Here is a 25,233-nt window from a genome sequence, read left to right as displayed (position 1 = left end):
AGTCCCTTGAAGAGCCTTAGGCCTCCAGACCGGCGGCAGCCGGATCGCGGGCCAGCAGGGCTTCCAGCTCTTGCACGGGCATGGGGTGGCCCAGCAAATAGCCCTGGAAGTAGTGGCAGCCGTAGCGGGCCAATGTGTCGCGCTGCTCGGCGGTTTCCACCCCTTCGGCAATCACGTCCAGCTCCAGGTTGCGCGCCATGCCGATGATGGTCTGCACGATCACATCGTCGGTCTGCTTGGCGCCCAGGTTGCGCACAAAGGACTGGTCAATCTTGAGCTGGTCCAGCGGCAGGCGCGTGAGGTAGGCCAGAGACGAGTAGCCGGTGCCAAAGTCGTCCACCGAAAACCGCACGCCCTTGGTCTTGAGTTGCACCATCTTGGCAATGGTGTCGTCCACATCGTCCAGCACCAGTGATTCCGTCAGTTCCAGTTTGAGCAGATGGGCCTGGGCCCCGGTCTCGCGCAGCACCTCCACCACCCGGGCCACAAAGTCGCGCTGGCGAAACTGCCGCGCGCTGACGTTGACCGACACCTGCACATGCTGGTAGCGGGCATCGCCCTTCCAGGCGGCAAGTTGGGCGCAAGCGGTGCGCAGCACCCAGTGGCCAATGGGCACGATCAACTCGCTCTCTTCGGCCACGGCGATGAACTGCCCTGGCGCCACCAGACCGCGCTCAGGATGGCGCCAGCGGATGAGCCCTTCGACCCCCACGATGCGCCCATCCAGGCGCTGCTGGGGTTGGTAGTGCAGCTCAAACTGGCTGCCCGTGATGGCCAGTTGCAGGTCGTTTTCCAGTTGCACCCGCTGGTTGATGGCGATCTGCATCTGCGGATCGAAAAAGCACAGCGAGTTGCGCCCCTGCGACTTGACCTGGTACATGGCGATGTCGGCCTGCTTGAGCAGATCAGTGGGGGGCTGCATGTCCAGCCCGATAAGCGTGGCGCCAATGCTGGGGGTGCTGTGGTAGGTGTGTGCACCCAAGGCATAGGGCATATTCAAGCGGCGCAAGATCTTCTCGCCCACCCGGCGGGCCAGTGAGGCGGCCTCTTCGCTGCTAGTGGCAAGGTTCTTGAGCATGATCACGAACTCGTCGCCCCCCAGCCGGGCCACGGTGTCTTCGGTGCGCACACAGGCCTTCAGGCGCTGGGCCACTTGGCGCAGCAGCACATCCCCCACCTCATGACCCAGGGTGTCGTTGAGGGTTTTGAAATGGTCCAGGTCCAAAAACAGCAAGGCGCCATGCAGGCCGCTGCGGGCGCTGGCGGCCACCGTCTGCTGGATGCGGTCCATCAGCAAACGGCGGTTGGGCAAGCCGGTGAGCGGGTCGTAGAAAGCCAGGTTTTCGATCTCGGCGCTCGCGCGGCGCAGCTCGGTCACGTCGTGGTAGGTGATCACCAGGCCTGCATCGGGCGTGGCACGCTCGGTGACCTGGATCACGCGCCCATCGGGCAGGCCCTGCTCATGTGGGCCCTGAGGGTTGCGCTGCACTGCCACGCGGTGCTCCACCCAGCGCAATTGCTCCTCGGCACTGGCGTTGTCCAGGTGGTGGCGGGCCTTTTCCATCAGCAGTTCCCGAAAGGGCACCTGCGCTGCCAATTGGCCCTTGAGCCAGGGGTAAATTTCTTCAAAACGCCGGTTCCACTGCACCAGGCGCATCTGGCTGTCGAGCAAGACAAAGCCGCTGACCATGGACTCCAGGGCTTCGTCCAGCGTGGCCTTGGAGTGGGCAATGGCCAGGCGGGCCTGCGTCATGCGGTCGAGGTAGCGCATGGACACCGCGCCCACCAACACCATCATCACCACAAAACCCAAGGTCGTGAGCAGGATGCCGTCGCGGGTAGAACGCCAGGCCGCCAACGCATCGTCACGCGGCACGCTCGCGGCGATACGCAAGTCCTGGTACATCAAAGGCCGGTACACCACCAGGGCCAGCGCCCCACTCAAACGCGCACGCGCTTGCCATGCCGGGCCCAGCACATCCAGATCGGCCAGTGGCGGCGCCAGGGAGCGGGCCAGCGCGTCTTCTTGCCGAGGCATGGTGAGCAGCGCCTGGCCCGCGGCGCGTTCCAGCGTCACTTGCAGCCCTGCGATGTCCATGCCCTGGGTCAGCACACCCGCCAGCGCGCTGACCGGCACTTCGGCCACGGCCAACATCTGGGTGCCATCGACCAGCCGCATCTGCCGGGCCAGGTACAGCACACGCTCGGCGCTGACAAAGCTCACGGCCGGTGCGCTGACCATCAGCATCGAGACCGGTTGTTCAAACACCGATGCCGCAAAGCCCGCAGGCAGTGACACCGATAGCGAGGCCCCGGCCGCGTCAGACGAAGCGAACACGCGCCCCTGCGTGTCCAACAGCGCCACATAGCGCACCATCAGGTTCTGGCGGGCAGAGCTGCGCAGGCGTTGACTGGCCACCTCAGGGTCCAGCCACTCGGGGCGCGCGCCTGACAGCTCCAGCATCTCATCCATGCTGGCCAACAACACGTCCACCGCCAGCAAGGAGCGGTTGAGCGCCGACTCCGCGCTGGACACAAATCGATTGGCACCGCTGGCACTATCGGCCAGCGCCACCTGCCGGGCGTTCAAGATGAGGGTAACGGCCACGGCCACCACGGCCAGCACGAACGACGCGACACCGCCCCACACGAAAAGTTTGATGCGCCGGGGTACCGCCACGTTCATGGGGCTTTGGGGGCCATGATGCCGCGCACCGGCCCGATGGTGGAGTTCCAGACTTGGGCACAGCGGGCGCCACAGCGCTGCAGCCAACGTGGGAGCACGGTCGAGGCCAGGATCTCACTGCGGCGGCGCTCATCCTGCGCAGACACAGGCACCACCACCAGACGCCCCTTGCGCCCACCAACGCACTCTGCCGCCCCCCGGTTGCAGGCCATGCCATCGGCTGTCTCCCGTTCGGACTCCGCCCAGATGGAGGACTCCAGCTTGGGCAACTCGCGCCGCAACAGCTCGCGCAGGTCTGCAGGCAATGCCGCCCAGGCCGTGCGATTGGCCCCAAACACCGCCAGCCCCCAGGTCACAGGCAGGGCGTGCACATGGGTCATGAGGGTGTGCAAACCCAAGGTGTTGCCCGACATGGTGCCGGTGATGGCACAGTCGGTGTTGCCCGCCGTGAAGCTGGGAACAATCTGCGCAAAGCCCGTCAGCACGGGCTCTGCGCCCAGGGCGCTCACAAAATCAGCCTGGGTGGACGAGGACACACGCACCCGCCGCCCCGACAAGTCCGACAGTCCACGCAATGGCTTGCCGCAAAACACCACCTGGGCTGGGTATACGTAAATGGCCAGAGGCTCCACCCCATGCTGCTCGCGCAGTGCCTTTTCCAGGTAGGGGCGGAATGCCGCCAGCGTGCTGCGCAGGGTGGCAATGTCAGGGTTCAATCCCGCCAGATCGGGGGCGGTGTACTCGGGGTACTGCGCCGTGAAGGAGCTCATCAGCGCCGTGCCAAACGGCACCACCCCCAGCTGCAACAAGCGCAGCATTTCGGTGCCCGGCACGCCAGCACGGTCAAAAGGGACGATCTCTGCGCTGTAGCGCCCACCGCTCAGGCGGGCAAGGTCATGCTTCCAAAACGGCTCTTCGCGGCGCGTGTACTGGCTCAGGTCTGCCAAGCCGCCCACGACACGCAGGTGGTAAGGCGCCGCCTGCGGCTTGGCCTGGGGCCATGCCGCCGTAGCCACCAAACCGCCCGCGCAGCAGCACACCAAAGCAGCGCAGTGGCGAAGCAATCGCAGCGGACGTGATAGGCGAAACATGGCAGCCGGACAACCCTGGTTTGTGAGGAGTCTTGCTTCTCCCAATCGGAAAAGCCCAAAAGCACCACCCTGCGGGCCACAGGCGTAGCGGCGCCCATTGTGCCTACGCTACGCCCGCACCGTCCCCCAAATAACCACGTTTGGACACATTTAATTGACACTAATCAAGAGCAGGTGCCCACCTCGAGCACAGCTCACCAGCGGTGCACGACTTGACCGGGCTCAAGCCCCTGGGTAAGCGCCGCCATCGGCCAGCACATTCTGGCCCGTCATGTAGGCAGCATGCACGCTGCACAAAAAAGCGCAAATGGCCCCGAACTCCTCAGGCGTGCCATACCGCCCGGCGGGAATCTGCGCCTGCTGCGACGCGCGGATTTCATCCAGTGCCTTGCCCGTCTTGGCCGCAGCCGCGCCAATGGTGGCGGCGAGCCGGTCGGTATCGAACTTGCCGGGCAGCAGGTTGTTGATGGTGACACCCTGCGCAGCCAGCTTGCTGCGGGCCACACCCGCCACAAAGCCCGTGAGGCCGCTGCGCGCACCGTTGGACAAACCCAACACGTCAATCGGCGCCTTCACCGCGCTGGAGGTGATGTTGATCACCCGACCAAAACCGCGCGCCGCCATGCCATCCACAGTGGCCTTGATCAGCTCAATGGGCGTGAGCATATTGGCATCCACCGCTTTGATCCAGGCATCCCGGTCCCAGTCGCGGAAGTCCCCAGGAGGCGGCCCACCCGCATTGGTGACCACGATGTCAAAGTCGCGCCCCGGCCCGCCTGCTGCGGCAAACACCGCCTCGCGACCCTGCGCCATGGTGATGTCGGCCGCGACGGCGAGCACCACAGGTTGCGGGTGTTTCAGCCCTCCAGCGCTGATCTGAATGGCGCTGTCAGCTATCAATTTTGTAGCAGACTGAGCCAGCACATCGGCGTTGCGAGCGTTGATCACCACGTTCACACCCTCGCGCACCAAGGCCTGCGCGCACCCCAACCCCAAGCCTTTGCTGGCGCCACACACCAGCGCCCATTTGCCCGCAATTCCCAAATCCATAACAATCTCCGGTTTGAATGTTGATGCTTGATTCCAAAGCATCATAAATTGAGGCATCCACCATGAACTGGCTGAACCACCTAGCCCTTGCCAGCGGCTTGGCTTTGACTGTTGCGATCCCCTTTGGCACGGCGCACGCGCAGACTGCCGTGGTCAAACGCTCGACGGAACTGCGCGAATCCCCCGCAGACAACGCCCCCAGTCTGGGCTCCATCCCCGCCAACACGCAGGTCACGCGGACTTCCGAGCGCAATGGCCCGTGGGTCAAGGTGCAAACCCCTGAGGGCGCCAGCGGCTGGGTGCACAACTTCGACATGGGGGCCGCCAACTCAGCAGCCCCATCGGGCAACAACAACGCCAGCACCGGCAACATGCGCACCCTGGGCGGCGTGCTGGGCCGGGGCGGCACCAGCACCACCACCCCCACCAGCACCGCCGGCACGCGGGGCTGGGGGAATGGCAAAGGCGCACAGGCCCCCGCCGGAGCCCACCAGTCGCAGGACGGGGAAGATGACGACATGGGCGAAGAGACCCCCGCCCCTACCAAGGGACAGCAAGGGGCACGCAACGCCAACACGGGCAATGGCAACAAGGCATCGGCCTACCAGCGCCCTCCCAGCAACAACCCACAAGCCCCTGCGGCCCCGGGCCTGTCGACCTATTCGTCGGGCAACAATAACAACTGGGGCATGGGCAACAACAGCAACAACAATGGTGGTGCCAACAGCTGGGGCAACAACAAGTAAGGCAGCCCCCCAAAAAAGCAGGGGCCCGCGCTGCGGGCTCCTGGCTAGCCTCCCACCGCCTTGCGCGCCAGGCGGGTGAACACAAAGATCCCTGCCACCACCAGGCAGGTGCCCACTGCCAACCACAGCGTGAAGGGCTCCCCCAAGATCCAAATGCCCATGAAGATGGTGGACAGGGGCCCCACCATGCCCGCCTGCGCCGCCATACCGGCCCCAATGCGCTCAATGGCCATCATCACCATGAGCACTGGCGCGGCCGTGCACAGCGTGGCATTGAGCACCGACAACCACAGCACCTGCGGGGCCACGATGGCGGCACTGAGCGGCCGCAGCACCACAAACTGAACCAGACAGCAGATGCACGCCACGGTGGTGGCGAGCCCGACCAGGCGCAATGCGCCGATGCGCTGGACCATCTCTCCGCTGTACACAAGGTAAACGGCATAGCTCACAGCGCTGAGAAACACCAGCAACGCCCCCCACGCCGCCTGCCCGCCCTGCGATTGGGCCTCCAGCCCAAAGACCAGCACCACCCCGCAGTAGCTGATGAGCATGCCCACCGCCTGCCCCCAATGGATGCGCTTGCCGTACAGCGCCCAGCCCAGCAGCACCACCAAGGTGGGGTTGAGATAGAGAATCAGCCGCTCCAGGCTGGCCGTGATGTAGACCAGCCCGGCAAAATCCAGAAAGCTGGCCAGGTAGTACCCCGTCACGCCCAGCCCCAGCACACCCCACACATCCTTGCGCGACAACGGCGGCTTGCCCCGACTGGCCCACCAGGCCATGGTGGCAAAGATGGGCAGCGCAAACAGCATGCGGTACATGATGAGCGTGACCGCATCCACCCCATGCCGGTAGGCCAACTTGACGATGATGGCCTTGGCGCTGAAGGCGATGGAGCCCAGCAACGCCAGCGCAAGACCCACCGCCAAGCCAGAGGCAGGAGGTTTGGCTGGCGATGCGGAGGAGGGATTGGACACGGGCATTCTTTCAGGCAAAGGAGCAAGCGACGGGGTAAGCAACGGCCGACGAATCGGCCCGCGCTGGGTGCATCTCAAACAGCACCGGCACGTGCCAGTGTGGCACGGCCCCGAGCCTGACGGGCATCGGCACTGAGGGTGGCGGACCACGCCGCACAAGATGCCTGCAAGGCGCACACCTCGGGCAGCCTCACAGGAGCCCACAGGGCAAGCAGCCCCGTAAAACCTCAGTGCTTGCGGAACAGCCGGTGGTGCAAGCGCCGCAGCGACCACCAAACCCCCAAGGCCACCACAGGGATGGCGACGGCCGCAGTGGATTCTGGCGACAGCGGCCAGCCCAGCGCCTTGCCGCCTTTGGCCAGGTAAGACACCAAGCCCACGATGTAGTAGGTGATGGCAGCCACCGACAGGCCTTCCACCGTGGACTGCAGCTTGAGCTGCAAATCCTGCCGCTGGTTCATGGTGGCCAGCAAGGCCTGGCTGCTTTGCTGCTGCTCGATCTCGACCCGGGTGCGCAGCAGATTGCTCATGCGAGAGACCCGCTGCGACAGCGCATCCTGGCGGCGCGCGGCCCACTCACAGGTGCTGCGCGCAGGGGTCAGGCGCCGGTCCATGAACTCGCCGATGGTCTGCATGCCTGCCAGGCGCGACTCGGCAATGTCCTGGATGCGCTTGTCCACCAATTCAAAGTAAGCGCTGCTGGCCGAGAAGCGGGAATGCGTGGCCGCGTACTGGCTCTCCACCTGCCCGGCCAGCCGGGTCAGGCGGTCCAGCAGCGCGGGCTCATCGTCGCGGTTGGCCGTGCGGATGGCGTTGGCCAGCTCGGCCAGCTCGCGCTCGGCAAAGGCCAGTACAGAAGAAGCCTCGCGCGCAGCAGGCAGGCCCAGCAGCGCGGCCATGCGGTAGGTTTCAATTTCCAGCAGGCGCTGAACCAGGCGGCCCAGGCGGCGGGGTGTCATGCCCCCGGCCAGCAGCACCATGCGCGAAAAACCATCGGCATGGATGGCGAAGTCGGTGTACACCTCACCGTGCCCATCGGCCACGGTCGATGCCACTAGCGTGTCTTCGTGCAGCACATGCTTGACGAGCGTGCCGGACCCAAACTGGTGCGTAGGTAATGCCCACAAATTCAAACTACAAAGGCACTGCCCCGGCAAAGCGGCCAGCCACTCACGCGGCACCGCCGTCGTCGCACTCACGGGCTCGCGCTCTCCAAACGCGTCCATGGCCGTGGGCACCATGAAGGTCCAGGAGACAAACTCGGTGTGCAGTTCCCAGCGAATGCGAAAGGCCCCCAGGTCCATGCGCAAGTGGGTGGTGTCTGCATCGGGCAGGGCCAGATGGTGGTCTCTGAGCAGCGCGGCCACATGCGCCCGGCTGGCCTCTCGTTCTGCGGCATCGGCCAGCATCACGACATGGGCGATGGCCAGGGGCGAAGACATGGCCTCTGGCGGGCGGGCGTGGATTTCGTTGTGCAGCAAAACCCGGTGCGGGTGCTGCGTGGGGCGGATCGTGGGTGGCATGGAAATCCCTGAAGGCTGGCCACCATTGTGTATCGAGCCCCTTGAACGACCTGGGATTGAACGACAAAAAACAACGGCACCCGAAGGTGCCGTTGTTTTGGTAGGGCGCAAGTCCAAAGGGGCGCGGGCCTTTGCCCCGCCCCACTGGCTTATTCCTCGACGAAGGCTTCTTCGCGCTTGTTCTTCACGGCAGGCAGCAGCACGATGATCAGCAGCAGCAGAGCAGCTGCCAACAAACCGGCCGACAGCGGACGCGTGACAAACACGCTCCAGTCACCACGCGACAGCAGCAGCGCACGGCGCAGGTTTTCTTCCATCATCGGGCCCAGAATGAAGCCCAGCAGCAAAGGTGCAGGCTCGGTACCCAGCTTGTGGAAGATGTAGCCAATCAAGCCAAACGCGCCCACCATCCACACGTCAAACGTGTTGTTGTTGGTGGAGTACACACCCACCGCGCAGAACAGCACGATGGAGGGGAACAACCAGCGGTAAGGCACTGTGAGCAGCTTGATCCAGATGCCGATCAGCGGCAGGTTCAAGATCACGAGCATGGCGTTGCCGATCCACATCGAAGCGATCAGGCCCCAGAACAGTTCTGGGTTGCTGGTCATCACCTGGGGACCAGGCTGGATGTTGTGGATGGTCATCGCACCCACCATCAGCGCCATCACGGCGTTGGGGGGGATACCCAGGGTCAGCAGTGGAATGAACGAGGTTTGCGAACCCGCGTTGTTGGCAGACTCAGGCGAGGCCACACCACGGATGTTGCCTTGGCCGAAAGGCACTTCGCCAGGACGCAGCTTGGTCTTCTTTTCGAGCGTGTAGGCAGCAAACGCGGCCAGCAACGCACCGCCGCCGGGCAAGATACCCAGAGCAGAGCCCAGCAACGTACCGCGCAGCACGGCAGGCACCATGTTCTTGAAGTCTTCCTTGGTGGGGAACAGGCCTTCCACCTTAGCTGTGAACACTTCGCGGTCTTCATCAGGGCGCGACAGGTTGGCAATGATTTCGCCGTAACCAAACACGCCCATGGCGATGGTCACGAAGCCAATGCCGTCGGTCAGTTCAGGGATGTCGAAGCTGAAACGGGCCACACCCGAGTTCACGTCAGTACCCACCAAACCCAGCAGCAGACCCAGCACGATCATGGCCACAGCCTTGAGCAGCGAGCCCGAGGCCAGCACCACGGCGCCAATCAGGCCCAGCACCATCAGCGAGAAGTATTCGGCAGGGCCGAACTTGAAGGCCACTTCGGTCAGCGGAGGAGCGAAGGCCGCCAGGATCAGCGTGCCCACGCAACCAGCGAAGAACGAGCCCAGGCCCGCAGCCGCCAATGCAGGACCCGCTCGGCCCTTGCGCGCCATCTGATAGCCATCGATCACCGTCACCACCGACGAAGACTCGCCAGGCAAGTTCACCAAGATGGCGGTGGTCGAACCACCGTATTGCGCGCCGTAGTAAATACCGGCCAGCATGATCAACGCAGCCACAGGGGGCAGCGCGTAAGTGGCGGGCAGCAGCATGGCGATGGTGGCCACAGGGCCAATGCCTGGCAACACACCAATCAGCGTACCCAACAGGCAGCCGATAAAGCAGTAAACGAGGTTCTGGAACGTAAAGGCGACGCCGAAGCCGAGCGCCAAGTTGTTAATCAAGTCCATGGAGGTGCTCCTGCCTTAACCCGAAATGAAACTAGGCCACACCGGGAACTGCAACTTCAGCGCCCACACGAAAGCCACATAGCTGCCAGCCGCCAACACGGTGGCCAGCACAAACACGGCCTTGGCATTGAACTCATTGCCCGCCAGGCTGGCAATGAAGGTCAAGGCGTAGATGCCAACGATCAGGCCCATAGCGGGCACACCGATGCTGGGCAGGCCGCCGAGCAAGATGCCGAACGCAAAGTTGGCCGCCAGGATGAAGAACAGCGGCTTCCAGGCCCACTTACCGATCTTGTCGCCATCGGCGGTCTCCACGGTGGTCGCCTTGAAGGTGATCACCAAGCCGATGATGGCCAGCAAGATACCCAGGATCAGCGGGAAATAGCCGGGGCCCATGCGGGCTCCATTGCCGATGTTGTACGTGGTCGCTCCCCACGCAAACGCTGTCCCGACGCCCATAAACATGAGGCCGGAAAAAAAGTCTTTCTGACTCTTGATATTCACGAGTGTGTCCCCTTCAGGAAATTCGGATCGGCCGATTGTGGTGGCCAGGGTCCAGCGACTCGATGTGGATTCCACCTACATTCGGTAACGCCCCTATGGGAGAGGGGACACACCCCGGGAAAACCCCGACCCTTGCAATGCGCTATTCAAGCGGCGGTGTGGCCGCGATCACCTCGTCCAGCGAAGTCACGCCCTCGGCCACACGCAGCGCCCCAGCCAAGCGCAGCGGGCGCATGCCGTCTTGCACTGCCTGGCGGCGCAGCGCTTCGATGGAAGGGGCCTGGTTGATCTTGTCCTTGAGCGTCTCCGTCACCGTGAGCAGCTCATACAGCCCCATTCGCCCCTGAAAGCCCGTCATGCGGCAGTCCACGCAGCCCACGGCCTTGTAAGGCTGGTAGGCACCGTTGAGCTTCCAGGGCTTGACCACATCGGCCAGCGTCTCGCGCTGGGCTGCCTCGTCAGGCTGCTTGCAGTGCTTGCAAAAGGTGCGCACCAGCCGCTGGGCCAGCACGCCCAGCAGCGTGGCGTTGATGAGGTACGAGGGCACACCCAATTCCATCATCCGCGTGATGGCGCTCGGAGCGTCGTTGGTGTGCAGGGTCGAGAACACCAAGTGCCCCGTCAGCGCCGCCTGGATCGCCATCTCCGCGGTTTCCAGATCGCGGATTTCGCCCACCATGATGATGTCGGGGTCCTGCCGCATGAGGGCGCGCAGGCCCTCGGCAAAATTGAAGTCGAGCTGAGGCTGCACCTGCGTCTGGTTGAAGCTGGGCTCGATCATTTCGATCGGGTCTTCCACCGTGCTCACATTGACCTCTTCGGTGGCCACACGCTTGAGCGTGGAATACAGCGTGGTCGTCTTGCCCGAGCCCGTGGGCCCCGTCACCAAAATGATGCCGTGCGGGCGCTTGACCAAGCCTTCCCAGCGCTGCGCATCGTGCAGCGAAAAGCCCAGCGCATCCAGGTCTTTGACGGCGTTGTCGGGGTCAAAAATCCGCATCACCATCTTCTCGCCAAACGCCGTGGGCAGCGTGGACAAGCGCATTTCCACCTCTTCGCCGCGCGGGTTGCGGGTCTTGATGCGGCCGTCCTGCGGGCGGCGCTTTTCCACCACGTCGATGCGGCCCAGCAGCTTGATGCGCGAGACCATGGCGTTGTGCACACCCATGGGCATCTGGTAGACAGGGTGCAGCACACCGTCGATGCGAAACCGGATCACGCCCTGCTCGCGCCGGGGCTCCAGGTGGATGTCGCTGGCGCGCTGGTCAAAGGCGTACTGCCACAGCCAGTCCACCACCTTGACCACGCCCTGGTCGTTGGCATCGAGCTGCTTGTTGGTCTTGCCCAGCTCCACCAGTTGCTCAAAGCTGCTGCCCGCATTGGCGCCACCCGCCTTTTGGGCAGAACGCACGGACTTGGCGAGCGCAAAAAACTCGGCCGTGAAGCGGTGGATGTCTTGCGGGTTGGCCACCACGCGGCGCACCGTGCGGCGCGACTGGCGCTCGACCTCGCCCACCCAATCGGTGATGAAGGGCTCGGCCGTGGCCACCACCACCTCCTTGGGCGTCACCTGCACGGGCAGCACCTTGTGGCGCTCGGCGTATGAGGCGCTCATGGTGTCGGCCACGCGGCCCACATCCACCTTCAGCGGGTCAATGCGCAGGTAGGGCAGGCCCGCGCGCTTGGCCAGGTATTCGGTCAGGGCCTCGATATCGAGTGGCCGGCCATCGCTGGCCCGGGCCATGGCCACGTTGGCCAGGCGCACCAGCGGGTTTTGCGCACTCTCGGCCTGCGAGCAGCGGGCAATGGTGCGCTGCGCTTCTTCGGCAGATATCACACCGTCCGCGCTCAGCCAGTCCACCACCTTGCGCCAGACCAGCGGGCCTGAAAAAGAAGTGGCAGTAGTACGTGCAGCGGTCGCAGTGTGAGGGGACATGGCAAAAACCTAGAAAAGACCAAAAGAGACCAGAAGAGACCGAGAGAAAACCTGAGAAATCAAAAAGGCCCAGGGACCACCAGCCCCATCCGGCCCGCTATGCCGCAACGGGCTTGAACACGCGCACCCACTTGGTGGCAGGCAGGCCCCAGCGCTCTTGCACCACCTCGGCCCGCGCCATCAGCTCGGCACGCTTGGGGCGCGAGGGGGTGCGCTGTGCCAGCACCACGGTGTTGCCCTCGCGGGTGGGCTTGAAGGCCCACAGCGCGTCTTCGCCAAACGCGCTGGCCATGCTTTTAAGGCTGCGCTCATAGCTCGACGAGCGGCCGAACAGGTTCACCGTCATGCAGCCATCGTCCGACAGCAGCGCGCGGCAGTCAGCGTAAAAGTCTGGGCTGTCGAGTACCGGGGCTGCGGCCTCGTGGTCGTACAGGTCCACCGCCAGTGCGTCCACCGTGCCCAGCCACATGGGGTTCTTGATTTCCTCGGCGGCATCGGCCAGCACCACACGCAGCTTGGCACCATCGGGCGGCAGCTTGAACCACTGGCGGCACACCGCCAACACCTGGGGGTTTAGCTCGATGGCGGTGGCGCACAGGCGCAGCTTTTTGTGGCAGAACTTGGTGATGGCCCCGGCCCCCAGGCCCAGCTGCATGGCGTGGCGCTTGGTAACAGAGGTGGGCTCAACAAACAGCAACCAAGCCATCATGCGCTGCACATATTCCAGCTCGAGCACAAAGGGGTCGTCCACACGCATGGAGCCCTGGATCCAGGGCGTGCCCAGGTGCAGGTGGCGCACTTCGCCATCGTCAGAGACGCTGACTTCTGGCAGCTCGGGGAGGGTATTTTTTTTGCGGGTCATGGGTTCAAAGCAATCCGTGCGCGGCCATCAACTGGGCCCACGCGGTCTGTTTACGTTCAAAGCTCCAAGAGGCGTTGGCCGGGCTGGTAGAGGGCAGAAGGGCCGACTGCACCTGGGCATCGGCATGCACACCCGCCCACTGCTGGCGCACCGCCGCACTGTGCTTGAAGCTTTCCCCGCCATTGTGGGCGATGGCGCGCAGCGCGGGGCATTCGCGCAGCAACTGCGCAAAATCATTGACCACGGCGCGGCGGATGCTGGTGTCCAGGCTGCCCTCGCGCTCGCAGCTCGCGTACACATCCCACACGCCCAGGCGACGCTCCAGCAGCCAGGCACAGCGCTGTGCATAGTGCTGCGGCCCCGCAGGCGGCAGCGGGTGCTGGGGCCACAGGCTTTGCAAAATGCGCCAAAAGTGGTTTTGCGGGTGGCCGTAATACTGCTGCGCCTTGAGCGACGCAGCCCCTGGGAAGCTGCCCAGTATCAACACCACCGTGCGGCCCGACACCACCGGCGGCAACCCCACCAGCCGGGTGGGCGCGCCTGGGGCCGCCAACGAGGGGGCGGCTGCGAGGGATGGGGGGAGGTCGGCGAAACCTGGGGATTTGGGGGCTTTCACGGGCACACCGCCCTCCATCTTTTTCATGCCCGGCATTGTGATGCGCTCACGTATCTGGAATGTATCCCGCCGGTGTCCGCTCTTGAAACGCTACCAAAACCGTAGCTGCCAGCGCTTATAGGCAAAGCGCTAGGGCCATTTTTTATTAAAAACTGAAGACAGCCCCGGCAAGGCGGCACAGGCGTTGGCGGTGGTCGCCTGCGCCAGCTCTGGCAGCGCCATGCCGCGCAGCTGGGCCACCACCTGCGCAATGCGGGGCAGCTCGGCGGGGGTGTTGCGCCCTTGGGCCTGGCCCTGTGCGCGCTGCGCAGCGGTGGCGTACAGCCAGTGGGGCGGGATGTCGGGGGCATCGGTCTCCATCACCAGGCTGTCCAATGGCAACTCGGCCGCCAGGCGGCGCAGCTGCAGGGCCCGGTCGTACGTCACGGCGCCGCCAAACCCCAGCTTGAAGCCCAGATCAATGAAAGTCTGTGCCTGCTGCAAGCTGCCATTGAAGGCGTGCGCGATGCCCCCGCGCACCTTCACCTCGCGCAGTGCTTTGAGCAACAAGTCGGCCGAGCGGCGCACATGCAGAATCACCGGCAGATCCAGTTGCCGCGCCAGCACCAGTTGCGCGCGGTAAAAGCGCTGCTGGCGCACGTTGTCCAGCCCCTGCACAAAGAAGTCGAGCCCGATCTCGCCCACCGCCACCAAACGCGGGTCGCTGCGGTGCTGCTGCAGGGCCTCGGCCAAGTGCTGCAGGTCTTCGTCCTGCGCGCGGCCGGTGTACAGGGGGTGAATGCCCAGGGCGTAGCTGTCACCATGCCGGTGGGCCAGCAGGCGCACGGTGTCCCAGTTGCTGCGCTCCACGGCGGGCAGCACGCAGTGCGCCACTCCGGCCTGCGCGGCGTGCTGGCGCACCGCGTCTGCGTCGTGCGCCAGCTCGGGGGCGTCCAGGTGGGCGTGGGTGTCTATCCAGAAAGTCATGGCGGCATGATGCCCCAAGGGCGCTCACGCCTCCCCGGGCGGCCCCTCGAAGCGCCCGCGCCCGTTGCGCTTGGCCAGGTAGAGCTTGGCGTCGGCACGGGCGATCAGGTCTGTGGCGCCTTTGGCGGGGTCCACACCAAACGCCAGCCCCACGCTGGCGCCCACAAAGACGGTGGCAGCCTGCAGCTCGAAAGGCGCCTGGGCCGCCTCCACGATTTTGGCGGCCACGGTGCGGGCGTGGTCCAGCTCGCGCACCTGCTCCAGCACCACGGCAAACTCATCGCCGCCCAGGCGGGCCACCGCGTCGCGCGGGCGCACCAGCGAGCGCAGGCGCTGGGCAAACAGCTTGAGCAGCTCATCCCCCACAGGGTGGCCGTAGGTGTCGTTCACGGGCTTAAAACAGTCCAGGTCGATGTACAGCAACGCCATGCTGGCACCGCCGCCCTGGGCCAGGCTACGCTGCATGTAGGCGTCCAGCCCGGCACGGTTGAGCAGGCCCGTGAGAGGGTCGCGCTGCGACAGGGCCAGCAGCCGCCCGGCTTCTTGGCGGTGCTCGGTAATGTCCTGGGCCATGGCCACAAAACCATCGACCTCGCCCGACTCGGTGCGCAGGGGCATGTAGTGGATGGACAGGTGGCTCGCAGGCGCGCGGTGCGCATAGTCTTTTTCAAAGGTGACCGTCTCTCCCGCCAACACGCGCTGCACCATGGGCAGGCTGCGCTGGTGCTCGGCCTCGCCCAGCACCTCTTGCAGCAAATGGCCCACCACCTCGTCGCGCCGCTTGCCATGCCAGCGCTCAAAGGCGCTGTTGATGAAGCGGTATCGCAAATCGGAGCCCACCACGGCCACTTGGGCAGGCACCACCTCGGTCACCGAGCGCAAGGTGTTGGTCTGGCGCAGCAGCTCCTGGCGGGCCTGCTCGGCGTGCGAGATGTCGCGCATCACCCCGGACAAGTGCTCCAGCTTGCCCTGCAGGTCACGGTGCCCGATCACCATGTGGCTCACCGGCAGCAGGCGCCCGCCTGCGCCGCACACCGTGATCTCGCCCGTCCACAGGCTGTTGCGCTGCACCTCGGGCACCACCACCTCGGCATGCAGCTGCAGCATGTCGGGCGGCAGCAGTTGGGAGAGCTGCACGCTGGACGCAGGCACCTCGGGCGCCAACCCCAGCAGGGCCCTTGCAGCGGGGTTGAGGTAGGTGATTTCACCCTGCACCGAGGCCTGCACCACAAAGTCCGACGTGCTCTCGATGATGTCGGACAGCATGCGCCGTGCACGCTCGGCCTGCACACGCTGGGTAATGTCTTGCACCGCCCCCACCAGGCGCACGGTGACGCCGTCGCGCCGCTCTGCCTCGCCAAACGAGCGCAGCCACAGGCGCTTGCCCTTGGCGGTGACGGCGGGCAGCTCCAGGTCCCACGGCTCGCCGGTCTGGACGGCGCGCTCCACCGCCTTGTGGATCAATGGGCGGGCATGGGGCTCGTAAAAATCCAGGGCATCCCGCATGGCGGGCACCACGCCCGGCTCGGTTTCGTGGATGCGCTGCATCTGCACCGTCCAGGCCGAATGGCCAGTGACCAAATCGCGCTCCCACCCGCCCACGCCCGCCACGTTGCCGATGCGGGCCAGCAACTGCTCGCTGGCCCGCAAGGCACGGGCGGCTTCTTTTTGGGCGGAGATATCTCGCCCCACCGAATGCAGGTAGGGCCGCCCCTGGGGGTCGTGCAGCAGGCTGTTGATCCAGGAGACCCAGCGCTCCCCCCCATCCTGGGCCGCATACACGATGCGGTCTTCGCCAACGCAGGACTGGCCTGTGCGAAACAGCTCGGCCAGCCGCTGGCGCAAGACCTCGCGGTCTGCGGGCAGCACGAAATCGTAGAGATTGCGGCCGACCACGCTTTGGCCCTCTAGGCCTGAAAGCCTGGCGTAGGCGGGGTTCGCATAAAAAATTTCACCGTCGGGCCAGGACAAGGACACCATCTCGCCCTGCCCCTCCACCATGGTCCGGTAGCGGGCCTCGCTCTCAGACAGGGCCTTCTCGTAATCGTGGCGCACGCTGAAGGCCCGGGTGAGCAGATCACGGCGCATGGCCAGCGCCTGCGAGGCCAGTTGCGACAGCGACTGCAGGCTGGCGCGCTGCTGGGCGCTGAGCTGGCGCACCTGCCGGTCGATCACGCACAGCGTGCCCACCCGCTCGCCACCCGGGGCATGCAACGGGGCGCCAGCGTAAAAGCGGATATGGGGCCCATCCACCACCAGGGGGTTGCGGGCAAAACGCTGGTCTTGCGTGGTGTCTTCCACCTCCAGCAGCTCAGCGCTGCGAATGGTGTGGTCACACAACGCGACTTCACGCGCCGTTTCGCTCAAGCCCCGCAGTCCCACATTGGCCTTGAACCATTGGCGGCGCTCGTCCACCAGACTGATCAGCGCTATGGGCACACCGCACACCTCGGCGGCCATATGGGTGATGGAATCAAACAGGGGTTCGGGCGGGGAGTCCAACACCATCAGGTCGCGCAATGCGGCCAGCCGCCGGGCCTCTTCCCGGTTCTCGGTCTGGTCCTGGGTCTGGCTTGGCAAGGAACCCTCCATCGGTAACCCTTTCCCTCCTGCATGCCCGGTGCTGGGCGGCGGCTTGGCGCGCGGGGGGCTGCGCCAGCAGATGCCTCATTTTGCACACGTTCTGTAACAAAACAACCCAAATACGGCCGGGCTGCCTAGCGCGAGCCCAAAATGAGAGGCGCCCGTAGGCACAAAGCCACGGGCGCCTAATCACGGACGCCTATAGCCAAGAGCCTGTTGACGATCCCGCAGGGGACCGTCAACCGCTTTTACGCAGAGGATTCGGACAACCGCCCTTGCACCAGGCGCACCACCCGGTGGCAGCGCGCCGCCAGCGATTCGTCGTGCGTCACCATCACAAACGCCGTGCCTTGGTCGCGGGCCAGTTGCAGCATCAGGTCAAACACGCCATCGGCGGTGTTGCGGTCCAGGTTGCCGGTGGGCTCATCGGCCAGCACGCAGGCGGGGCGGGTGACCAGGGCGCGGGCGATGGCCACGCGCTGGCGCTCGCCGCCGGACAGCTCGGCCGGGCGGTGCTGCAGGCGATCCTTCAAGCCCACGGCGGTGAGCACGCGCGCCGCCTCGGCGTGGCACTGCGCCAGCGGCAGGCGGCGAATGCGCAGCGGCATGGCCACGTTGTCGAGCGCGCTGAACTCCGGCAGCAGGTGGTGGAACTGGTAGATAAAACCCAGGTGCTGGTTGCGCAACTGGCCCTGCCGCTCGGGCGAGAGGGTGGACAACTCCGAGCCCTTGAGCCGCACCGAGCCTGCCGTGGGCGCATCCAGCCCGCCCAGCAAGTGCAGCAGCGTGCTCTTGCCCGAGCCCGAAGCGCCGACGATGGCCAACGCTTCGCCCGCACGGATCTGCAGGTCCACACCGTGCAGCACCGTGACATCCAGGCGGCCTTCGGTGAAGCGCTTGGTCAGGCCCTTGGCTTCGAGCACCACCTCACCACTCAGAGAATTTTGGCCACTTTGGCCTGTAGCGCCCTCTGAATAAGCGCGAGCAGCTACATTATTCATAGCGGAGTGCCTCTGCGGGATTGACACGGCTGGCGCGCCAGCTGGGGTACAGCGTGGCCACAAAGGCCAGCACCAAAGAAATGACGCCGATGGGCACGATGTCGCTGGCCTGCGGCTCGCTGGGCATCTTGCTGATGAGGTAAATGTCCTTGGGCAGGAAGCTGGCGTTCAGCGCCCGCTCAATGGCCGGGACGATCACATCGATGTTGGCGGCAATACCCAGGCCCAGCAGCAGGCCCACGCAGGTGCCGATCACGCCCACCATGGCGCCCTGCACCACAAAGATGCCCATGATGCTTTTGGGGCTGGCACCCAGCGTGCGCAGGATGGCGATGTCCGCGCGCTTGTCCGTCACCGTCATCACCAGCGTGCTCACCAGGTTGAACGCGGCCACCGCCACGATCAGCGTGAGGATGATGAACATCATGCGTTTTTCGAGCTGCACGGCGGCAAACCAGGTGCGGTTTTGCTGCGTCCAGTCGCGGATCAGCAGGTCGCCACTCAGGCTGCCCACCAGCTGCTGCGCCACCTCGCGGGCTTGGTGCAGGTCCTTGAGCTTCAGGCGCACGCCCGTGGGGCCTTCGAGGCGGAAGATGCGCTGGGCGTCTTCGTGGTGCAGCATGACCAGGGCCGAGTCGTACTCGTAGTGGCCCGAATCGAACGTGCCCACCACCGTCATCTGCTTGAGGCGGGGCACCACGCCCGCAGGCGTGACCTGCCCGGCCGGGGCGATCAGCGTGACGGCATCGCCCACACGCGCACCCAGCGAACGGGCCAGCTCACGCCCCAGCACCACATGGAACGCGCCCGGCACCAGTTGCTTGAGCACGTCGGCATTCGTGGCAGCCAGGTCAGTCACGGCGCCTTCCTTGTCCGGGTCAATGCCGCGCACCAACGTGCCCTTCATGTCCTCACCACGCGCCAGCAGCGCCTGTGCGGCCACAAAGGGGGCTGCGCCGATGACGGCAGGGTTTTGCTGCGCCTCGGCCAGCGTGCGGGCAGGGTCGGGCAGCGCTGCGCCGTGGGGCGCAAAAATCTCGATGTGCGAGACCACGCTCAGCATGCGGTCGCGCACCTCTTTTTGAAAGCCGTTCATCACGCTCAGCACGATGATGAGCGCCGCCACCCCCAGCGCAATGCCCAGCATGGACACGCCCGAGATGAACGAGATAAAGCCATTGCGCCGCGTGGCGCGGCCAGCGCGCGTGTAGCGCCAGCCCAAGGCCAGTTCGTAAGGAAGTTGCATAGTCACCTGAAATTTCGCCCGCCACGGCGCCCGAACTGGGCGACATGGGGAATGTGGGGAGATGTGGGCGACGCGGATTGTGGCATCCCGGACAATACCGGCACCTATGCACCTGTCAGACCCCCACCATTTGCTCATCCCCTGCGCGGCCAGCACCGCCGATGGAGCCCAGCAAACCCTGGACAGCCTGGCGCTGCCCCATCTGGCCGCCCTGCTCGCCCGCCTCACCCCCGACACCGCCCGCGCCCACTGGGGCGACGAAAACAGCTACTCCAGCCCCGCCGAAGTGGCCCTGGCCCACAGCCTGGGCCTGCCCACCGAAGACGGCCGCATCCCTTGGGCCGCCTGGCACCGGGTGCAGCAGGGCCTGGGCGCCGACAGCACCGCCTGGGCGTTCATCACCCCCTGCCAGTGGCAGGTCAGCACCAACCATGTCACCCTGGGTGACCCCGCCCAACTGGCGCTGGACGAAACCGCCTCGCGCGCGCTGCTGGGCATCGTGGCGCCCTGGTTTGCCGAAGACGGCATCGCCCTCACCTACGACCAGCCCACCCGCTGGCTGGCCCAGGGCGCGCCCCTGCAGGGCCTGGCCACCGCATCGCTGGAGCGCGTGCTGTGCCGCGACGTGCGCACCTGGATGCCCCAGGGCACCGACAAACAAGCCACCCGCACCCTGCAGCGCCTGTTCAGCGAGATGCAGATGCTGCTCTACACCCACTCCTTCAACGACGAGCGCAGCAGCCAGGGCCTGCCCACCGTCAATTCCTTCTGGGTGCACGGCGCAGGCCAGCTGCCCAGCCCCCCCGCCGCAACGGCCGCGCCAAACATTGACGCCTCCCTGCAAACCGCGGCCCTGGGCGAAGACTGGCGCGCCTGGGCCGCAGCCTGGCAAGCGCTGGACGCAGGCCCCCTGGCCCAACTGCGCCAGCAGGCCGAGCAAGGCCGCCCCGTGCGCCTGACCCTGTGCGGCGACCGTGGCGTGCAGAGCTTTCACACCGCGCCCCGCAGCCTGCTGCAAAAAATTCAAAGCCTTTTAAGCCCCCAGCGCCTGAAAGACGTGCGCGAAAAGCTATGAAAATAATAGCAAGAGACATCCCCCCCCGCGCCGCCTGGGCACTGGAGCAAGCGGGCGTGCACCCCCTGCTGGCGCGCCTGTACGCCGCGCGCGGCGTGCACAGCAAAGACGAGCTGGACGACGGCCTGGCCCGCCTGCTGCCCCCCAGCGGAGAAAAAGGCCTGAAGGGCATTGACGCCGCCGCCCGCCTGCTGGCCGACGCCATGGCGCAGAACCTGCGCCTGGTCATCGTGGCCGACTACGACTGCGACGGCGCCACCGCCTGCGCCGTGGGCGTGCGCGGCCTGCGCATGCTGGGCGCAAAAAACGTGGACTACCTCGTGCCCGACCGTGTGACCGACGGCTACGGCCTCACCCCCCCCATCGCTCGCCGCGTGGCCGAGCGCGGGGCCGATGTGCTCATCACCGTGGACAACGGCATCGCCAGCGTGGAAGGCGTGGCCGAGGCCAAGGCCCTGGGCCTGCAGGTGCTGGTGACCGACCACCACCTGCCTGGCCCCGCGCTGCCTGCGGCCGATGCCATCGTCAACCCCAACCAGCCCGGCTGCACGTTCGAGAGCAAGTCCATGGCCGGGGTGGGCGTGATGTTTTACGTGCTGCTGGCCCTGCGTGCGGAGCTGCGCGCACGCGGAGTCTTCGACGCCGCCACGCAACCCAAGCTCGACCCGCTGCTCACGCTGGTGGCACTGGGCACGGTGGCCGACGTGGTCAAGCTCGATGCCAACAACCGCCGCCTGGTCGCCCAGGGCCTCAAACGCATTCGCATGGGCCAGATGCCTGCCGGTGTGGCCGCGCTGTTCACCGCCGCAGGCCGCAAGGCGCCTGCCGCCACCACGTTCGACTTTGGCTTTGCCTTGGGCCCACGCATCAACGCCGCAGGGCGCCTGGCCGACATGACGCTGGGCATTGAATGCCTGCTGACCGACGAAACCGGCCGCGCCGCCGAGCTGGCCGCCACACTGGACGGCATCAACCGCGAGCGCCGAGATATTGAAAGCGGCATGCGCGACCAGGCCATGCTGATGGCCGAGAGCCTGTTCCAGGAAGACGAAGAACCGCCCCCGGCCATCAGCGTGTTCGACCCCGACTTCCACGAAGGCGTGGTGGGCATCGTGGCCAGCCGCATCAAGGACAAGCTGCACCGCCCCACCTTCGTGTTTGCTGCCAGCAGCGCGCCGGGCAAAGAGCACGAACTCAAGGGCTCGGGCCGCTCCATCCCCGGCTTTCACCTGCGCGACGCGCTGGACCTGGTGGCCAAGCGCCACCCCGGCGTCCTCCTCAAGTTCGGCGGCCACGCCATGGCCGCAGGCTGCACGGTGGCCGAAGAGCACTTCGAGGTGTTTGAGCAAGGCCTGGCCCAGGTGGCGCAAGAATGGCTGGACGCCGCCACCCTCACCCGCAAGATCGAAACCGACGGACCCCTCGCCCCCGAATACTGCCGCGCCGACATCGTGGACACCCTGCACCGCGAGGTGTGGGGCCAGGGCTTTTTGCCCCCCACCTTCAGCGAAGAGGTGCAGGTGCTAAGCCAGCGCCTGGTGGGCGAGGGCAAGAACCATCTCTCACTCAAGCTCATCCACCAGGGCAACCCGGTGGACGCCATCTGGTTCGGCCACACCGAGCAACTGCCTGCGCGGGTGCTGCTGGCCTTCCGCCTCGACGTGAACGAGTGGAAGGGGGAGCGCAAGGTGCAGTTTCTAGTGGAAGGAGCGCAGCTCTGAAGGAATGCGCAAGGCCGCGCCCCCTGTGGAGTGCATCAAACAAAAACCCTGGAAGGGCAGCGTCGCCCTTCCAGGGTTTTTTCATTGGCAAGCAAAGTAAAACCTCAAACCAAATGACCCTCTAGCGCTTTATTTACAAGCGCTAGAAGCTATTACTTCAATAGCAACCCCTTGCCCTCGCACTGCCTCAGAAGCTCTCCCACTCATCGTCATTGCCCTTGGCTGCCGCTGCCGCTGCCGCAGGCGCCGGGGCCTTGGCCGGGGCGGGCGCCTTGGCACTGCTGGTGAGCTTGGCCGCTGGCGCCGCCTTGCTGCCCGCCACTGCAGCCCGGGCAGGGGCCGGGGCAAAGCGCTGGGCAGGGGTGGGTCGGGGGGCCGGGGCAGGCGCGCTCGCGCGGGGGCTGGCGCCCACGTTGAAGACGCTCACCACTTCGGCCAGCCGCTGCGCCTGGTCGCGCATGGAGGCAGCGGCTGCGGTGGATTCTTCTACCAAGGCGGCGTTTTGCTGGGTCATCTGGTCCAGGTTGGCCACGGCCTGGTTGACTTGGCCGATGCCGTCGCGTTGTTCGGTGGACGATGCGGTGATTTCTCCAATGAGGTCGCTCACGCGGCGCACGCTGGCGACGATTTCGTCCATGCTTTTGCCTGCCTGGGTGACTTGTTCGGAGCCGCTTTCAACGTTTTCGACCGATTTGCCGATGAGGGTTTTGATTTCCTTGGCGGCTTCGGCGCTGCGCCCGGCCAGGCTGCGTACTTCGCTGGCCACCACGGCAAAGCCTCGGCCTTGCTCACCTGCGCGGGCAGCTTCCACGGCGGCGTTCAGCGCCAGGATGTTGGTCTGGAAGGCGATGCCGTCGATCACGCCGATGATGTCGCTGATCTTGCGGCTGCTTTCGGTGATCTGCTGCATGCTGGTGACCACCTGGCCCACCACTTCTCCGCCGCGGGCTGCCGCCTGGGCGGCGGTGCCTGCGAGCTGGTTGGCCTGGCGGGCGGTGTCGGCCGATTGGGTGACGGTGGCTGTGAGCTCTTCCATGCTCGATGCGGTTTCTTCCAGGTTGGCAGCGGTTTGCTCGGTGCGGGCCGAGAGGTCGTGGTTGCCGTTGGCGATCTGCACCGAGGCGCTGGAGACGGAGTCCACGCCCTGGCGCACTTCGCTCACCACGCCGCGCAGGCGCGCAGACATGTCCGAGAGGGCACGCAGCATCTGGCCGAGTTCGTCTTTGCGGGTGGATTGCAGCTCGCGCGTGAGGTCGCCTGCGGCGATGGCGTTGGCGGTGTCTACCGCACGGTGCAGCGGGCCCGTGACAGAGCGCACCAGCAAGGCCGCCAAGCCCATGCCCAGCAAAATCAAAACCAACACCACGGCGCCAGCCACCCACACCATCTTCGTGCTGGCAGCCTTGGCCGCTTGCACTGCCTCGTCGCGCTGGCGCTCTTGCAGCGCCACGAACTTGTCGATGGACTCCAGGTACAGCGCAATCTTGGGGCGGTAGACGGTCTCCAGGAATTTCTGCTTGGCTGCCGGGTCCCCCGCCTCGACCAGCTCTTTGATCTTGTCGCCCTGGCCGCGCACGTCGGCACGCGCAGCCGCCACAGCGGCCAGCGCGGCCTTGTCAGCGTCCGAGATGGCCGACTTGTTGATCTTTTCCTGCACCGGCGTGATGCGGGCGGTGAGCGCTGGCACCCGGGCGTCAAAATCTTCTTTGAGCTTGGCGTCGGTGGTGACGAAGCCGGACATCGACATCGTCACCGCCAGCTCCGCCAAGCCACGCCAGCTCACCGCCGTGGTGATGGCGCTTTCGTACCGCTCCACCAGGGCCTCGGTCTTGTCGGTCACGCTGCGGCTGTACAGCTGGATGCTCACAGCGGCCGCCAACATCAGCAGCAAGAGACCGAGGATCACGCTCCACATCTTGTGGGCTACACGCAGGTCGTTGAATTTCATGATTTTTTGTGGGTGGGCTGAGAAAAAGAGACGGCTTGGGGCTGCACACAGGCACCAGGCAACGAGAGTGAGGCATGATGCATCACATTTATCATTTGTTTTATTTTATTCAAAATAATAGAAGCTATCCCACCCTCGTGGTCTGGGGCAAACCCGTAGAATGAAACCGTGACTACCTACCTCAACGCTGATCTGCACTGCCACTCCGTGGTGTCCGACGGGACTTTGACGCCCGAAGACCTCGCAGCCCGCGCCAAAGCCAATGGCGTCGAGCTGTGGGCCCTGACCGACCACGACGAAATTGGCGGCCAACACCGCGCGGCCGCTGCAGCGCACAGCCAAGGTCTAGCGTATCTGACAGGCACCGAAATCTCTGTCACCTTTGCGGACACCACGGTGCACATCGTGGGCCTGGGGTTTGACCCCGACAACACCGCCCTGGCCCAGGGGCTGGCCGCCACACGCGGTGGACGCGGCCAGCGCGCCCAGGAGATGGCGGCGCAATTGGCCCAGGTGGGCATTGCAGGCGCCTACGAAGGCGCGCTGCAGTTTGTGGGCAACCCCGAACTCATCTCGCGCACCCACTTTGCACGCTTTCTGGTCGAAACCAAGGTCTGCCGCGACACGGCCGAGGTGTTTCGCAAGTACCTGATCGATGGCAAACCCGGCTACGTGCCCCACCGCTGGGCCACCCTGGGCGATGCCGTGCGCTGGATCACCGAGGCTGGCGGCGTGGCGGTGATTGCGCACCCCGCGCGCTACAAGTTCACCGCCACCGAGGAATACGCGCTGTTTTCCGAATTCAAGGCCCATGGCGGCAAGGGGGTAGAGGTGGTCACAGGCAGCCACAGCGCCGCCGAATACCTGACCTATGCCGACATGGCGCAGGAATTCGGTCTGGCCGCCTCGCGCGGCAGCGACTTCCACAGCCCCGACGAATCCCACACCGACCTGGGCGCCCTGCCCCTGCTGCCGGGCCACCTCACGCCCGTCTGGGAAACGCTGGCCCACCGCGTGCGGCCCGCCGCCTGAGGGCCC

General features: G+C 65.4%; 19 protein-coding genes. 4 read left to right on the top strand and 15 right to left on the bottom strand.

The annotated features are described in order from the left end of the window. Nucleotides 1-16: 16 nt before the first annotated feature. The 3 genes from CLU88_RS21965 to CLU88_RS21955 form a co-directional block, all read right to left on the bottom strand. Nucleotides 17-2,686, bottom strand: coding sequence for an EAL domain-containing protein (locus CLU88_RS21965; protein WP_099658422.1), 2,670 nt, complete (start codon nt 2,684-2,686; stop codon nt 17-19). Further along, a complete protein-coding gene (locus CLU88_RS21960) occupies nt 2,683-3,777 on the bottom strand; it encodes a TRAP transporter substrate-binding protein (RefSeq protein WP_099658421.1) in 1,095 nt (364 codons plus the stop codon). The genes CLU88_RS21965 and CLU88_RS21960 overlap by 4 nt, the downstream gene beginning before the upstream one ends. 222 nt (nt 3,778-3,999) lie before the next feature. Continuing rightward, nucleotides 4,000-4,827 carry an SDR family oxidoreductase gene (locus tag CLU88_RS21955; RefSeq protein WP_099658420.1) on the bottom strand — a complete coding sequence of 276 codons (828 nt, stop codon included), beginning with the start codon at nt 4,825-4,827 and terminating at the stop codon, nt 4,000-4,002. Between the two features lie 62 nt (nt 4,828-4,889). On the opposite strand from CLU88_RS21955, the gene CLU88_RS21950 reads away from it, so the two are divergent. Continuing rightward, nucleotides 4,890-5,573 (top strand): SH3 domain-containing protein, encoded by a 684-nt coding sequence (locus tag CLU88_RS21950; RefSeq protein WP_099658419.1) that lies wholly within the window; start codon nt 4,890-4,892, stop codon nt 5,571-5,573. Nucleotides 5,574-5,617: 44 nt separating this feature from the next. Here the strand turns inward: CLU88_RS21950 and CLU88_RS21945 are convergent, their stop codons facing one another. From CLU88_RS21945 to CLU88_RS21895, 11 genes are all read right to left on the bottom strand, one after another. Then, nucleotides 5,618-6,559, bottom strand: a complete 942-nt coding sequence (locus CLU88_RS21945; protein WP_099658418.1) for a DMT family transporter — start codon at nt 6,557-6,559, stop codon at nt 5,618-5,620. A gap of 221 nt (nt 6,560-6,780) precedes the next feature. Further along, complete coding sequence (locus CLU88_RS21940; protein WP_099658417.1) at nt 6,781-8,076, bottom strand: DUF3422 family protein; 1,296 nt, start codon at nt 8,074-8,076, stop codon at nt 6,781-6,783. A 149-nt stretch (nt 8,077-8,225) separates the two neighbouring features. Continuing rightward, complete coding sequence (locus CLU88_RS21935) at nt 8,226-9,737, bottom strand: tripartite tricarboxylate transporter permease (protein WP_099658416.1); 1,512 nt, start codon at nt 9,735-9,737, stop codon at nt 8,226-8,228. A 15-nt stretch (nt 9,738-9,752) separates the two neighbouring features. Continuing rightward, nucleotides 9,753-10,241 carry a tripartite tricarboxylate transporter TctB family protein gene (locus CLU88_RS21930; RefSeq protein WP_099658415.1) on the bottom strand — a complete coding sequence of 163 codons (489 nt, stop codon included), beginning with the start codon at nt 10,239-10,241 and terminating at the stop codon, nt 9,753-9,755. Between the two features lie 142 nt (nt 10,242-10,383). After that, complete coding sequence (locus CLU88_RS21925; RefSeq protein WP_099658414.1) at nt 10,384-12,177, bottom strand: GspE/PulE family protein; 1,794 nt, start codon at nt 12,175-12,177, stop codon at nt 10,384-10,386. A 97-nt stretch (nt 12,178-12,274) separates the two neighbouring features. After that, nucleotides 12,275-13,039 carry a spermidine synthase gene (locus tag CLU88_RS21920; protein ID WP_099658413.1) on the bottom strand — a complete coding sequence of 255 codons (765 nt, stop codon included), beginning with the start codon at nt 13,037-13,039 and terminating at the stop codon, nt 12,275-12,277. Nucleotides 13,040-13,043: 4 nt separating this feature from the next. Continuing rightward, the gene (locus tag CLU88_RS21915; RefSeq protein ID WP_099659074.1) at nt 13,044-13,673 is read right to left on the bottom strand and encodes a DNA-deoxyinosine glycosylase; all 630 of its coding nucleotides are present in this window, start codon (nt 13,671-13,673) and stop codon (nt 13,044-13,046) included. A gap of 111 nt (nt 13,674-13,784) precedes the next feature. Further along, a complete protein-coding gene (locus CLU88_RS21910; RefSeq protein WP_099658412.1) occupies nt 13,785-14,621 on the bottom strand; it encodes a TatD family hydrolase in 837 nt (278 codons plus the stop codon). Between the two features lie 24 nt (nt 14,622-14,645). Continuing rightward, complete coding sequence (locus tag CLU88_RS21905) at nt 14,646-17,201, bottom strand: PAS domain S-box protein (protein ID WP_158235626.1); 2,556 nt, start codon at nt 17,199-17,201, stop codon at nt 14,646-14,648. Nucleotides 17,202-17,452: 251 nt separating this feature from the next. Further along, nucleotides 17,453-18,205 carry a lipoprotein-releasing ABC transporter ATP-binding protein LolD gene (gene lolD / locus CLU88_RS21900; RefSeq protein ID WP_199173489.1) on the bottom strand — a complete coding sequence of 251 codons (753 nt, stop codon included), beginning with the start codon at nt 18,203-18,205 and terminating at the stop codon, nt 17,453-17,455. Beyond that, nucleotides 18,198-19,451 carry a lipoprotein-releasing ABC transporter permease subunit gene (locus CLU88_RS21895; protein ID WP_099658410.1) on the bottom strand — a complete coding sequence of 418 codons (1,254 nt, stop codon included), beginning with the start codon at nt 19,449-19,451 and terminating at the stop codon, nt 18,198-18,200. The genes lolD and CLU88_RS21895 overlap by 8 nt, the downstream gene beginning before the upstream one ends. A gap of 112 nt (nt 19,452-19,563) precedes the next feature. Here CLU88_RS21895 and CLU88_RS21890 point away from each other — a divergent pair, with 112 nt between their 5' ends. Both CLU88_RS21890 and recJ read left to right on the top strand, forming a co-directional pair. Further along, nucleotides 19,564-20,526, top strand: a complete 963-nt coding sequence (locus tag CLU88_RS21890; RefSeq protein ID WP_099659072.1) for a phosphoglycerate mutase — start codon at nt 19,564-19,566, stop codon at nt 20,524-20,526. Beyond that, a complete protein-coding gene (recJ, locus tag CLU88_RS21885) occupies nt 20,523-22,247 on the top strand; it encodes a single-stranded-DNA-specific exonuclease RecJ (RefSeq protein ID WP_099658409.1) in 1,725 nt (574 codons plus the stop codon). The genes CLU88_RS21890 and recJ overlap by 4 nt, the downstream gene beginning before the upstream one ends. Nucleotides 22,248-22,434: 187 nt before the next feature. Here the strand turns inward: recJ and CLU88_RS21880 are convergent, their stop codons facing one another. Beyond that, nucleotides 22,435-24,195, bottom strand: coding sequence for a methyl-accepting chemotaxis protein (locus tag CLU88_RS21880; protein ID WP_099658408.1), 1,761 nt, complete (start codon nt 24,193-24,195; stop codon nt 22,435-22,437). A 168-nt stretch (nt 24,196-24,363) separates the two neighbouring features. On the opposite strand from CLU88_RS21880, the gene CLU88_RS21875 reads away from it, so the two are divergent. Continuing rightward, a complete protein-coding gene (locus CLU88_RS21875) occupies nt 24,364-25,227 on the top strand; it encodes a 3',5'-nucleoside bisphosphate phosphatase (protein WP_099658407.1) in 864 nt (287 codons plus the stop codon). The last annotated feature ends 6 nt before the right edge of the window (nt 25,228-25,233 follow it).

Origin of the sequence: Acidovorax sp. 56, from assembly GCF_002749705.1 — a bacterium.
In the GTDB taxonomy this organism is placed as follows: Bacteria; Pseudomonadota; Gammaproteobacteria; order Burkholderiales; family Burkholderiaceae_C; genus Acidovorax.
Note: the sequence above shows the minus strand (reverse complement) of the source record. Positions and strands in the feature narration are given on the sequence as shown.

What these genes read in the sequence shown, in the direction of transcription:
- CLU88_RS21880 (WP_099658408.1), bottom strand. Translation starts at nt 24,195, where the DNA reads ATGAAATTCAACGACCTGCGTGTAGCCCACAAGATGTGGAGCGTGATC.
- CLU88_RS21950 (WP_099658419.1), top strand. Translation starts at nt 4,890, where the DNA reads ATGAACTGGCTGAACCACCTAGCCCTTGCCAGCGGCTTGGCTTTGACT.
- CLU88_RS21910 (WP_099658412.1), bottom strand. Translation starts at nt 14,621, where the DNA reads ATGACTTTCTGGATAGACACCCACGCCCACCTGGACGCCCCCGAGCTG.
- CLU88_RS21965 (WP_099658422.1), bottom strand. Translation starts at nt 2,686, where the DNA reads ATGAACGTGGCGGTACCCCGGCGCATCAAACTTTTCGTGTGGGGCGGT.
- CLU88_RS21940 (WP_099658417.1), bottom strand. Translation starts at nt 8,076, where the DNA reads ATGCCACCCACGATCCGCCCCACGCAGCACCCGCACCGGGTTTTGCTG.
- CLU88_RS21955 (WP_099658420.1), bottom strand. Translation starts at nt 4,827, where the DNA reads ATGGATTTGGGAATTGCGGGCAAATGGGCGCTGGTGTGTGGCGCCAGC.
- CLU88_RS21945 (WP_099658418.1), bottom strand. Translation starts at nt 6,559, where the DNA reads ATGCCCGTGTCCAATCCCTCCTCCGCATCGCCAGCCAAACCTCCTGCC.
- CLU88_RS21920 (WP_099658413.1), bottom strand. Translation starts at nt 13,039, where the DNA reads ATGACCCGCAAAAAAAATACCCTCCCCGAGCTGCCAGAAGTCAGCGTC.
- CLU88_RS21925 (WP_099658414.1), bottom strand. Translation starts at nt 12,177, where the DNA reads ATGTCCCCTCACACTGCGACCGCTGCACGTACTACTGCCACTTCTTTT.
- CLU88_RS21935 (WP_099658416.1), bottom strand. Translation starts at nt 9,737, where the DNA reads ATGGACTTGATTAACAACTTGGCGCTCGGCTTCGGCGTCGCCTTTACG.
- lolD (WP_199173489.1), bottom strand. Translation starts at nt 18,205, where the DNA reads ATGAATAATGTAGCTGCTCGCGCTTATTCAGAGGGCGCTACAGGCCAA.
- CLU88_RS21960 (WP_099658421.1), bottom strand. Translation starts at nt 3,777, where the DNA reads ATGTTTCGCCTATCACGTCCGCTGCGATTGCTTCGCCACTGCGCTGCT.
- recJ (WP_099658409.1), top strand. Translation starts at nt 20,523, where the DNA reads ATGAAAATAATAGCAAGAGACATCCCCCCCCGCGCCGCCTGGGCACTG.
- CLU88_RS21895 (WP_099658410.1), bottom strand. Translation starts at nt 19,451, where the DNA reads ATGCAACTTCCTTACGAACTGGCCTTGGGCTGGCGCTACACGCGCGCT.
- CLU88_RS21915 (WP_099659074.1), bottom strand. Translation starts at nt 13,673, where the DNA reads ATGGAGGGCGGTGTGCCCGTGAAAGCCCCCAAATCCCCAGGTTTCGCC.